Below are 11729 nucleotides of genomic sequence, written 5' to 3'. Positions count from 1 at the left end.
CACTGGCTTTTTTCCATTCTTTATCGGGATTCCGGACAGGTGTAGCGCGGCAGACCTTGCGTATGCTTGCCATATTCGATGGCCTCCATCGGACAGCGGCTGATGCAGGCCATGCAATGCGTGCAGTCGCTGCCCCAGACAGGATGTCCTGCTTCCAATTTAATATTTTTCAACGGACACTCCTGAACACATTGACCGCAGGAAACGCAGGCTTCGGTAGCTGTAAATTTCTTTGCGTGGACAAACATCGGATAAAACAAATCGTTGACGATGCCGCTGTTCAATTTGTCCTTCATCGTTCTCGGCAGTTCAGGAAAACATTCACCTTTTTTGATACTTTGTGCGGCCTGCTCGATGACAGGGTAAGCTGCCGCAAGCTGCTTCTCCGCTTCCTCTGGCGTCGGTGTAGAAAACATCGCGATATAATTTTCCGGCATCACGATCGGAAAACAGCCCTGGTAATCCATCTTCTTCCGTTCGCAGAGTTTTTCCAAATAAGCTCCGGCATTGCCAATGCTGCCGCCGCAGGTCATGACAAAATAGATTTTGGAATTCCCGGTTAAAGGTGTCTTTTCCAGCCACTCGCTGACAATCCGCGGAATTCTCCACGCATAGGTCGGCGTCACGATCACCCAGGGCTGACTGGCTTGCAGCGGCGAGTAATCCTGATCCCGGATCCTTTCAAACAAATCGAGAACCTCCATGCCCGTCAGCCGGCCGATCCGCTGCGCGGCATACGCGCTGTTGCCGGTTCCTGAAAAATAACAAATCATCCTGTTTCCTCCCTTATCTGTCAGCGTCTTCGCTGATATGACGCACGCTTTCGTAGATTAAATTGACTAAATCTGCGATCGCTTTCCACTGCGTTTCCTGCATGCTTAAGTAATAGTAGTTCTTTGTGCCTTCCTTACGCATTGCGACGATCCCGGCTTCCTTTAAAATCTGAAGATGATGTGAAACCGAAGGCCGTGTGAGATGGGTTTTTAACGCAATCTCACCCACCCGGATTCCTGATAAATCACTTTCCAACAGGACCTGTAATATCAGCTGGCGGGTTTCATCGCCAATCGCGGTAAAAGCGCTGCGGCAGTTCTGAAACCCTTCCGCGATTTGCTTTGTCCGTACTTCGCATTCTACCGCTTTGTGCCTCATTTCCACTGGACATTCATCTCCTTTCGCGGTACCGAGCGCAGATAACGCACGCTGGGATACCCCATAACCAGGGTCATCGCAACTTTCTTCCCTTTCGGTATTTGCAACGCTTTTTTTATTTTCGGCGACAGGTTGGCAGCCATTGTAAAAAAGCCGCTGAACAACACACCTAAGCCGTTCGCCTCCGCGACAAATTCCATATTCTGCGCCGCAAGCAGACCGTTGGTCTTATCTTCCGCCAAAACCAGGATGACCAGCGGGGCCTTAAAGAAAAAGAAATGATCGTCGATGACATTGTTACGCGCCAGCGGATTAATTAGATCGGCTAGCGGTTTTATTTTTCTGAACAAATTGACGGCCAGCTTTTCAATACGTTCTTTTTCCTGATCTAAAACAATAAAGGAAACATCTCGTTTGTTTTCAGCCGTATGCGTCATCCATCCCGCTTCCAGTATCTGCTTCACCACTTCCGTTGGGACCGGCTTATTTTGAAACTGGCGGACAGTCCGGCGAAACCGGATTGTATTTAAAACCTGTCCGGGATTCAGTCTTTCCTCTTTATTCTTCTCTTGCGGCGCATGATCATACCCGCTGACCGTCACCGCTTTGCGCGGGCAAACTGCCTCACACTGTCCGCAGAACAAACAGTCTTCCAGGATGACCTGCGCTTTGCCCTCCTGGATTTTCAAGTTATGCGCCGGACAGGTCTTCACGCACAAGGAACAGCCAATACATTTATTTTTTTCTACGACGACTTGAAGTTTATCCATAATCTGATTCTTTTCGTTCACTTTCGTTAACCATTATAGGGGACATTGCCAATCCCTGCAACATTGGTAAAGAAAGTGATTACCAATGCTAGAAAAGAAAGACAATCAAAGCCGGCAACAATTTCAAAGAAAACGAAAAGACAGACTTTCGCCTGCCTTCTTCCTTTGATGCTCCGCCAATAAGCGATTACACCGTTGCGCCAAGAAAATAACCCTCGTTGGTCGCTTCCAGAATCTTTGCGACACGGTTGCAATCACCGACCATCGCCGTTTCCGGACAAATTCCATAAAACGCCATCGCCTCTGACTTCCGTGCTTTCATGCCGGTTGCCAGAATTACGGTATCCGCCGCAAGCCGCTGCCGCTGACCCGAACCATCGCAAACGTCGACGAAGTCCGGACCGATCTGTTCACAAGCGCATCCTGTCAGCGTGTGCAGTGATTCTGCCCGTTCAAAATGCTGAAACAGCGCGGTCTGCGTCAGATGATTGGCTTGGGCATAAATTTGTTGGGACACCTCCACAATCGTCACCTCATGTCCGCTTTCCGCCAGCTCCAGTCCCAGTTCGCAGCCGATGGTGCCGCCGCCGATGATCACGCAGCGTCTTTTCGCCAGCTTTGGATTTTCAATCACCGCCAGCGCCTGCACCGCGTGTTCAGCGCCTTCGATCCGCGGCTGAACTGGTTCAGCGCCCAGCGCCAGAATCAGCGCGTCTGGTTTCAGGTTTTCCACGGTTTCCGGCGTCGCGGTTTCATTCAGGCGGACGTCGATCGTACTGTCGCGAACCTGATGCAGAAGATAATCCCAATATCGCCGCAGGTCTTCTTTGAACGGTCCGGCACTGGCCCATTTCAATGCGCCGCCCAGCCTGGACTGCTTCTCGATTAAAATAACCTCATGGCCCCGCTGATCCGCGGTTAACGCCGCTTGGATCCCGGCCGGACCACCCCCGACAATCACAATCCGCCGGCGTTTGGCCGCCGGCTGCGGAATGAGCGGCACCCGGTTTTCCCGGCGGAAGCGGGGATTGACGCTGCACTGAATATTCCAGTGTTCTGTCGCGATATGATAACAATGCATGCACCGCAGGCAGGGAACGATATCCGCATCCCGGCCTTCCAGCGCTTTCTTCGGCCAGTAAGGATCAGCGATCAGGCTGCGGCCGCACATCACGGCATCGGCAATCCCCTCTGCGATCACAGCTTCCGCCTCCTGCGGACTCATCACCGCGCCGACCAGGCAGACCTGAAGCGAGGTTTCCTGCTTGATCCGCCGGGCGAATTCCGCATTGTAGCAATGCGGCTCAAAGATCGTCGGTACCGCATGGACATTGCCCGCGTGAACTACATCCATCCCGCAGCTGATATTCACCATATCGACCAGCCCTTCCGCCGCCTTTAAGAACGCGGCCATCTCATTCTCAGAATAGCTTTCTGGAACGGTGAGCTGGCGCGATATCCGCAGAATCAGCGGAAAATCCGGTCCCGCCGCCGCACGGATCGCCCGCAGCACTTCCAGTGGGAAACGCATCCGGTTTTCCAGTGAACCGCCGTACTCATCGGTCCGCTGATTCCACACCGGCGATAAAAACTGCCCGCACAGGGAATCATGGCCAAAATGCAGGGTCAAGGCATCGTAACCCAACCGCAGGCAGCCCCGGACCCGCCGCACCTGATCGGCGATCAGCTGATCCATTTGTTCCCGATCGAAAGCTTTCATCTTCATGCCGTCAAACCGGATCCCCGCGCTGGGACCGCGGACAAAGCCTTCTTCATCCGGCAGCGAAAAGAATTCCAGTTCATAGGCGGCCCGCGCTCCGTTCTGATGGGCGACGCTGAGATCCTCCACGGTTGTATCCAATTCATATTTATCAAGATGATTCATGCCGCCGGTATGCACCATCGCACAGCCGCCCAGTGAGCGGTCAAGCGCGCTCATCCCGCCGTAATTCACGCTCGAAATAATTTTATGACTGGGGATGATTCCCATCGGCGCAGCGATAATCCGGTTTTTCAACATCAGGCCGCGGATCTGCAGCGGTGAGAATAAATGCGGGTAAGGGGTCTTCATTCCATTTTTCCTGCCTTTCTTTTCAGTAAATCTTTTAAACGTACAATCCGGACAGCCAGAACGTCACCAACGTCAGTCCGGCGCCGATCAGAAATCGAAGTCCGCCTGAGCGAAGCCGCTGATACCGGGCTAACGGCGGCAGCGTCATCAGAGCGACCAGCAGCGGCGGAATTGCCGCCAGCCAGGCCTGCGCCGACAAAAGCAGCAGCGTCACCACCGCGAAGCAGCCGGGCAGAATCCAGCCGTAAATCCGCGTCATTTTCCGGGTGAGCGCAGGATCGCCTAAATGCAGCGGACTCACAGAATCCGCCCCTGCGCGTCGATCAGCTGGATATTGATATATAGATTGGCCAGCTCCGAAATTGTTTTAATGTATTTCTTCATCGCTGCCTTTGCGGCCTCGTCGCTGGCTGCATTATGCGTGACCTGAAGCGTTAGCCCGCTGAGGCGGACAACCTCGAAATGGATCGATTCAAAATCAAGCTGATCGATTTTTTCTTTCAGCAATTTCGCTTTGGGACATCCGATCTGAAGCATAAAATTCCTCCTTGTTCTTTAACGGACCGGGCGGTGTTCTTCCCGGCTTTTCTTCTTGGTTTTCCAGTTTTCTTTTCAGAATCCGACTGGATTCCGTCCGCGGGAGAATCAGAGTCTTCCTGGGGAGGTAATCCTCCGGATCCTCCTTCGGAACTTGCTTGATCAAAGTGAAGAAGCTGCTTACGCAGCTTCAGAAACAGCATTGTTTTCTTCTTCCACAGCCTGCTTGTCGATCATTTTAACAAATGGATACCAGATCAGCATATCGACCGCCAGAATCACGATCTGCAAGACCGCGCCCTGCCACGGAACTGAGCAGGTCAGGATTCCCTGCAGGATTCCCGGCATCGTCCAGCTTGGATTGACGCCGGTAAACCGGGCGCACAGACCAATCGCGACGGATCCGTAAGCGATGCAGGTATTCGCGATCACGCCCAGCATGTACGGAATGAACAGCAACGGGTTCAACATGATCGGGATGCCGAACAATAACGGCTCGCCGATATTGAAGATCTGCGGGACAATCGCGACCCGCGACAGCTGCCTGTAGCGCTTGGATTTCGCCAGGAAGAATAACAGAATGCCCAATCCCAGCGTTGCGCCGATCCCGCCCATCTGAATGGAGTTCAGCAAGCCGGTCGTATAGATGTTCGGCAAAGCGGAACCGGCTGCCATCGCCGCCATGTTCTGTTCGTTCGCCGCCGTTGCCAGCGCGTCCATAAACGGAACGACCGAGGAACCGTGAATGCCGCAGAACATCGCCAGCGTCATGACCAGTTCGGTGACTAACAGACCGAAGAAGCTGGTGCCCAAACCGGACAGCGGTGTCTGGATAAACGTGTAAATGAGCTGATGGATCGATTCATACGGCGTCGCCGCCAGCGCCTGACCGATCAGCGAACAGCCGAAGACCAGAATAAACGCCGGAATCAGCACGGCGAAGGTTGCTTCAATATAGTGCGGAACGCCCTGCGGCATCTTGATCGTCACATTGTGATCCTGGCACAGCTTGACAAACCGTACGACCAGATATGAAATGATAAACGCCGAGAACATGCCGGAGTGACCGAGCCAGGCCGATGGGATCGCAGTGTACAGCTCCGTCGGTGTCAGCAGCAGAAACGACGCGACGGTCAGCGGCACGCAGGCCAGCGGCTCGTTCATGCCCAGCCGTTTTGCGTACAAATACGGCAGCACCAGCACGGTGTAAAACGCGATGATGCTCAGTGTCCAGCTTTGAGCGTTCATAAAGACCATCAGAATCATCGGATTCGCGCCTAAAAATGCCTGCCACCCGCCGACGTCGATAAACGCGAACAGACAGGCGAAGGAACCGATCACCGTGATCGGAAGCAGAACTTGAAGCGCTTCGGCCATGGCGTTTAAGAAGGTCATCTTGTGGACCCATTCCGCCAACGGTTCAACGAAGCTGGATATTTTTTCCATCAATGTATCCATTGTATTTTCTCCTCTTTTCAAATAAACTCAGTTTTTAGTCAGGACTTGAGATGTTCCAATGCCGTTTTCAGTACCTTTTCCCCATTCATCATGCCGTAATCCACCGTATCGATAACCATAAATTCCACGCCTTTTTCCGCGTATTTCGCATCGAAGGTTTTCTTTTTGAAGCGGACCTGCGGGCCTAACAGAACGATGTCCGCCCCGTCGATCAGCTCGTCCAGCTTCGTGTAGGGATAGGCGTTGATCACGGCGTCGACGCCCAGCTGCTTCGCGGCGTCCTTCATCCGATCCGTCAGCATGCTTGTGCTGGCGCCATGTTCGCAGACAAGAATGATATTGACCATTATTTCACCTCCTCCCCGTTTTTCTGAACTTGCATTTTGAGCAGCCTTTCGGCAAATTCCCGGCTGACCTCGGCCGCCGTCAGATGATTAGACGCATGGATCAGCATCATCGTCATCGGCAGTGCAGCGGGATCGCGGGCTTCCTCCACCAACAGCTTCGTATGAATTTCATGAGCCTTGACGATCGCTTCATCAGCGACGGCCAGAGCCTGCCGCGCCGCTTCCCAATCGCCGGCTTCCGCGTAATCGAGCGCTTCCATGCAGCTGCTCTTGCCATCCCCGGCATTCGCGATAATCATGCATGAAAGATTGTTTACTTCCTGAATCGTCACGTTTTCTGACCTCCTTGCTTGCACCCTAACTGTAAAGCGCAGCGCGGTCGGATTCAACGTCTGCCTTTGCCCGCTCACAGGGCAAAAGCCGGTAAGTACGCGCCGGCGTTCCCTTGTACAATAAAGGACAGAAAGGGTTGAATTGTATGGCGAATTTAGACCGCAAGATGCAGATCGTGTCGTTTCTGAACCATCAGACAGGCTGGACGACAACCGCGATGATCGCCCAGCGCTTCGGCTTCAGTGTGCGCAGCGTCAAGTACAGCGTCGCGGAGCTGAACAAGGAATACGGCGCTTTGATTCTTTCCAGCAACAAGGGATATAAAATTGACAAGCTAAAGGCTGCGCAAATTCTGAGCTTTCTGCCCTCCCAGACGATTCCCGCCAGCTATGAGGAACGCAAGCGCTATATCATCAATACGCTGCTTTTACAAAACCAGCGGATGTCCATCAGCGATCTGTCGGACAAGTTGTGCATCTCACCGATCACGCTGCAGAACGAGCTGTCGCGGATGCGCACCGATCTCATGCAATTCCACCTGAATATCCACACCAAAAACGATATGGTCAACATCACCGGTCTGGCCAAGGACAAACGGGCGGTGATTCTGAGTCTGATCAACGAGGAGATCAAAAGCTCTTATTTCAGCCTGGAGCGAATTCAGGAAATCTTCACATCGGTCAGCCTGGCGCGGATCAAGCAGCTGATCTTACAGGTCATGCACAAATACGAGTATTTCCTGGACGATTACAGCCTGTTGAATTATGTGCTGCATATCGCGCTGACCGTTGAACTGCGCAGTTCCAATCCCGCACGCAAATTTAACGCGTCCCGTCAGGAGCTGGTATCTCACGCCGATATGCTCAATCTGGCTTCGGCGCATGTTCAGAGCATCGTCAATGATCTGTACGTGCTGCTGAAAGAAAACTACGATACGGATTTCACGTTATACGACTTATATGAAGCGTCGGTGCTGATGATGACCCGCGCTGTGTCCTCGCAAATGTCCGCCATCGCCTACGATCAGATCAGCGTCATCCTCGGAGCTGACATTCAGCGACTGCTGGACAACATCGTACAGTCGGTCGAAAACACTTATTGTATTGATTTGAATAACGAAAGCTTTCTGATCAAGTTTGCTTTTCATTTAAAAAATCTGCTTCTGCGCTTGGAAAACGACATCCAGATCACCAACCTGCAGTTTGAAAGCATCAAGACGGATTATCCGCTGATCTACGCGATTTCCGTGCATATTTCCAACGTCATCTATCAATTCACCGGCCACGTCCTGCCGGAAGATGAAATTGCCTACATCACGCTGCACATCGGCGTACTGATGGAGGAAACGCGGGCTAAAAGCGATAAAATCAGCTGTCTGGTGCTGTGCAACGATTATCAACAGATTGGTCAGCGTCTGATCAAAAAATTATCTGCGGTCTTCTCGGAAAGTTTGTTGATCAGCGACGTGCTGACGCACACCGCCCTGCCCCAGCCGCTGCCGCCGGCCGATCTGGTGCTGTCCACCGCTCCGTGCGCGCTGCAGGTGCAGCCGCTCGTTTACTATCAAATCGACCAGTTTCTGTCAGAGAAAGATATCCGCCGGATCTTCGAGCTGATCGACGAGATCAAAAAGCGGAAGATGAAAGACTTCATCCGCGAGAAAATTCTGTATTTCTTTCACCCGGATTTGTTCTTCGCGTGCCGTCAGTTTGCCACCCATACCGACGCGATCGAAGTCATGTGCGCAGCGATGACGGCCGGCGGTTATGTCGACGAGGATTATCGTCAACAAATCGACTATCATGAGAAATTGAGCCCCTCCGCCTATGGCAACATCGCGATTCCTCATCCGCTCGACAACAAGGCAAAATCCAGCGCGATCGCCGTCTCCGTCAATCCGCGGCCGATCCAGTGGGGCGCCAACCAGGTCAATCTGGTCTTCATGTTATCGTTGATGGAAAAGGATAAAGAACAGTTCTCCAATATTTTTGATTTCATCGTTCACATCATGAAGGACGAGGAAACCTTCCGCAAAATGATGGAAGTCACCAGCTTTGAGGAGTTCACAAGCTTGTTGGTATCGTGTTATTGAAGAAGGGGGAATCTTCATGAAAAAAGGACAGACGACAAACCCGGCCTGCATTGAAAAGCCGGAAACAAAACCGAAGCGGATCCGGCAAAAAGCCACACCGGCAGCTTCCTTGCCGCGGCGGTTTCTGGCGGCCGCCGTGGATTGGTATGGTTCCGCTTTGTGCGGCAACCTGATCATCACCCTGGTTGTCAGTCTGACCCAGGGTCAGCTGATTGTCACGTCTTCCATCACTGACCTTTCATCCGGTCTGGCCATGACCGCGGTTTGTCTTTCCAGCTGCGCAGTGCTGGCTTATTTTATAATGATTCCGATGCTTGTTCCTGGTTTCCAGGGTCAGACGCCGGGCAAGCATTTGGCGCAGATCCGTATTACTCATCGGGAGGGTAAGCCGGCTTCCCCGGCACAGCTGGGTGGACGCGCACTGTGTTTTCTTTTTTTGGAACAGACGTTTAACAACGCGGCATTTCTGGTACGTACACTGCTGACGCGGTTCGTGAATCCCGGACTGATTCAGGGAGTTTATGTTTTCGGTCTGGCCGCGAGCCTGGTTTCCGTGCTGCTTTTGTTGAAAACGAAACGCTTCATGCTGCACGACAAACTAACCGGCACGCAGGTGGCCGCCGTTGAATGATCAAACCGCGAATGGTATGAGATAAAAAGCAGACAGGCAGATCACTTGGGAAACCTTGTCCTTCCTGTCTTGAGAAGAACTGGAATCAGAATTCGTTCTAACTAAAGGATAGGGAAAACACTATTAAAAAAGCTTGATTCCCGCTGCGGATGGGCGATATGATCAAGCTTTTTTATTTGCCTATGCATTCTTTAACGATACACGAATCGGAAGTTATTCGATCGACAACGCCACGCCGGTTCCCTCGAACACCGCTTCCTGAATCTTGCGCGGCTGCAGCGCGTCGCCAACCTCAAAGGTCTGCGGGCAAATCCCATACAGACTGTTCACAAAAGCCCGGTTGGTGCGTACACCCGCAGCGATGATCACGGTATCGGCTTTCAGCTTCCGCTGCTCTGTCTGATGGAGAATTTCCACTTCATGATCGCCGATCTGAATGCAGCGAGTTTCGGTCAGGGCCGTGAAATTCGTCAGCGGATCCAGCTTCTGCCGCAGCGCGATCCGGTAAAGCAGATTTCCCTGTGAAGCCAGCGTGTCCGTCATTTCCACAATTGTTACCTGCCGTCCTTTCCGCTCAGCCAATTCCAGCCCGATCTCCGCACCGATCGTTCCCCCGCCGATGATCACGACTTGCTTTCCGATCCGTTCCGGATGATGAATAGCTTCGGTAAAGCCCATTACAAAGGACTGATCAATTCCGGGAACAGGCGGCGTTACCGGCTGGGCTCCGCAGGCAATGATCAGCGCCTGCGGATGCAGCGCTTCAATCATCGAACGATCTGCCGCGGTATTCAGGCGCAGGTCGATATCGCATTGGGCAAACTGATTCGTTAAGTAATCCCGATAACTGCGAATGTCTTCCTTATAATACTCCCGCGCAATCGTATTCAGCGCTCCGCCGATCTCTGTACTTTTTTCCAGCACGATCACTTCATGTCCGCGGCGGCTGGCAGTGATCGCGGCGTTGAGTCCAGCCGGCCCGGCGCCGATGATGACGACTCGCTGAGCCTGTTCAGCCGGGATCATCCGTTCAGGAATCAGTGTTTCGTTGCAATAACGTGGGTTGACGCTGCAGCCGACGTTCTGACGGTTAGTCGCGATGTGATAACATTGCAGACATCTTAAACACGGTACGATATCGCATGTCCGCCCTTCCCGTGCCTTGTTCGGCCAGTTGGGATCCGCTATAAAAGCCCGGCCGAAAGCAACAAGATCGACATCACCGTTCGCCAATATTTGTTCGGCTTCAGAAGGATTCATGATCGCACCGACAACTGAAACCACAAGTCCCGGACACGTCTTCTTTACAGTCCTTGCCCATTTCAGATTCGGCATGTGTTCCTTAAAATTCGTCGTTGCCATGTGCACGTTGCCCTCATGGTTGATATCCAGCCCGGCTGAGATCTGAACGCCGTCAATATAGGGTTCCGCCATTTGGATAAACGCCAGTGTGTCTTCAAAGGGAATGGAACCGGGTACGCATTCCTCGCCGGAGATCCGCATATCTACCGGAAATTCCGGACCCACAGCTTCCCGGATTTTCCGCAGGATCAACAACGGGAATCTGGCGCGGTTCGGTAAACTTCCGCCGTACTCATCTGTTCGATGATTAAACAAAGGCGACAAGAACTGCGCGGCCAGCCAGCCGTGGCCGAAATGCAGAAAAATCGCATCGAAACCCAGCGTCTTCGCCTGCTGAGCGGCTTCCGCGAACAGTCCGGCAATCCGCTCCATTTCCGCGGAATCCAGCGCCTTGACCTCGACACCGTCTTCACGGATAAGCGAACAAGGTCCCCAGGCATGATCTTTGACCCGGGCATATTGACCGGCATGAAAGATTTCAATCGACGCCCGCGCGCCGTAACGATGACAGGCCCGGATCTTCTGCCGGGTCTTTTCCACTTCATATTTGAAAAACGCCGTTGGTTCCTCGCCGCTGGCAAACGAACTGCGGCCGGGTTCCACAATCGTATGACCGCAGACAACCAGACCTGCCCCGCCGCGGGCCTTCGGTTCGTACAATTCTCCGATCGGCGCGGCGACGATGCGGTTGCGCAGCGTCAGCTTATTCAACTGAATGGGGGAAAACAAATGAGGATATTCCATAATCTCGCCTCTTTTCTCCCTTATTATCTGGCATATCCTGATTATTTCCTATTTTCAGTTTTGCCCCTTACAGGGGCAAAATCCAAATTTTTTCTGTTATAAACAAAGAAAATAAAGTAACTCAAGCTCAAAAGTAAGTTAAAGAATTGCTTATTCAGAGACTTGAACCCGCTGTAATTTCAAGATCCTTTCCAGCAACTTGGATTAAATCTTGAAAATGGTTACAAATAAA

Annotated in this window: 12 protein-coding genes; 2 read left to right on the top strand and 10 right to left on the bottom strand. The window is 52.5% G+C overall.

The features are described from left to right. Nucleotides 1-20 precede the first annotated feature (20 nt). The 9 genes from HOLDEFILI_RS02185 to HOLDEFILI_RS02145 all read right to left on the bottom strand — a co-directional run bounded on the left by HOLDEFILI_RS02185 (nt 21) and on the right by HOLDEFILI_RS02145 (nt 6667). Nucleotides 21-773 carry an EFR1 family ferrodoxin gene (locus HOLDEFILI_RS02185; RefSeq protein ID WP_006057722.1) on the bottom strand — a complete coding sequence of 251 codons (753 nt, stop codon included), beginning with the start codon at nt 771-773 and terminating at the stop codon, nt 21-23. A gap of 13 nt (nt 774-786) precedes the next feature. Continuing rightward, entirely contained in the window at nt 787-1152 is a 366-nt protein-coding gene (locus HOLDEFILI_RS02180) for an ArsR/SmtB family transcription factor (RefSeq protein WP_006057721.1), read from the bottom strand. Continuing rightward, complete coding sequence (locus tag HOLDEFILI_RS02175) at nt 1149-1922, bottom strand: nitroreductase family protein (RefSeq protein WP_039863704.1); 774 nt, start codon at nt 1920-1922, stop codon at nt 1149-1151. The genes HOLDEFILI_RS02180 and HOLDEFILI_RS02175 overlap by 4 nt, the downstream gene beginning before the upstream one ends. Nucleotides 1923-2109: 187 nt before the next feature. After that, complete coding sequence (locus HOLDEFILI_RS02170; protein WP_006057718.1) at nt 2110-3993, bottom strand: FAD-dependent oxidoreductase; 1884 nt, start codon at nt 3991-3993, stop codon at nt 2110-2112. A gap of 34 nt (nt 3994-4027) precedes the next feature. After that, nucleotides 4028-4294 (bottom strand): hypothetical protein, encoded by a 267-nt coding sequence (locus HOLDEFILI_RS02165; RefSeq protein ID WP_006057717.1) that lies wholly within the window; start codon nt 4292-4294, stop codon nt 4028-4030. Continuing rightward, nucleotides 4291-4530 (bottom strand): hypothetical protein, encoded by a 240-nt coding sequence (locus HOLDEFILI_RS02160; RefSeq protein ID WP_006057716.1) that lies wholly within the window; start codon nt 4528-4530, stop codon nt 4291-4293. Before HOLDEFILI_RS02160 ends, HOLDEFILI_RS02165 begins: the two co-directional genes overlap by 4 nt. 180 nt (nt 4531-4710) lie before the next feature. Beyond that, a complete protein-coding gene (locus HOLDEFILI_RS02155; protein ID WP_006057714.1) occupies nt 4711-5988 on the bottom strand; it encodes a PTS sugar transporter subunit IIC in 1278 nt (425 codons plus the stop codon). 38 nt (nt 5989-6026) lie between these two features. Beyond that, the gene (locus HOLDEFILI_RS02150; protein WP_006057713.1) at nt 6027-6335 is read right to left on the bottom strand and encodes a PTS sugar transporter subunit IIB; all 309 of its coding nucleotides are present in this window, start codon (nt 6333-6335) and stop codon (nt 6027-6029) included. Then, nucleotides 6335-6667: a PTS lactose/cellobiose transporter subunit IIA gene (locus tag HOLDEFILI_RS02145; protein ID WP_050766906.1), complete on the bottom strand. Its 333-nt coding sequence runs from the start codon at nt 6665-6667 to the stop codon at nt 6335-6337. Before HOLDEFILI_RS02145 ends, HOLDEFILI_RS02150 begins: the two co-directional genes overlap by 1 nt. 146 nt (nt 6668-6813) lie before the next feature. Between HOLDEFILI_RS02145 and HOLDEFILI_RS02140 the strand changes: the two genes are divergently transcribed. Together HOLDEFILI_RS02140 and HOLDEFILI_RS02135 are read left to right on the top strand one after the other, a co-directional pair. Beyond that, nucleotides 6814-8760: a BglG family transcription antiterminator gene (locus HOLDEFILI_RS02140; RefSeq protein WP_006057711.1), complete on the top strand. Its 1947-nt coding sequence runs from the start codon at nt 6814-6816 to the stop codon at nt 8758-8760. A 16-nt stretch (nt 8761-8776) separates the two neighbouring features. Then, nucleotides 8777-9391 (top strand): RDD family protein, encoded by a 615-nt coding sequence (locus HOLDEFILI_RS02135; RefSeq protein ID WP_006057710.1) that lies wholly within the window; start codon nt 8777-8779, stop codon nt 9389-9391. A 213-nt stretch (nt 9392-9604) separates the two neighbouring features. On the opposite strand, the gene HOLDEFILI_RS02130 is transcribed toward HOLDEFILI_RS02135, so the two are convergent. After that, nucleotides 9605-11497 carry an FAD-dependent oxidoreductase gene (locus HOLDEFILI_RS02130; protein ID WP_006057709.1) on the bottom strand — a complete coding sequence of 631 codons (1893 nt, stop codon included), beginning with the start codon at nt 11495-11497 and terminating at the stop codon, nt 9605-9607. Nucleotides 11498-11729: the final 232 nt, after the last annotated feature.

This window comes from Holdemania filiformis DSM 12042 (genome assembly GCF_000157995.1).
Classification (GTDB): Bacteria; Bacillota_I; Bacilli_A; order Erysipelotrichales; family Erysipelotrichaceae; genus Holdemania; species Holdemania filiformis.
Note: the sequence above shows the minus strand (reverse complement) of the source record. Positions and strands in the feature narration are given on the sequence as shown.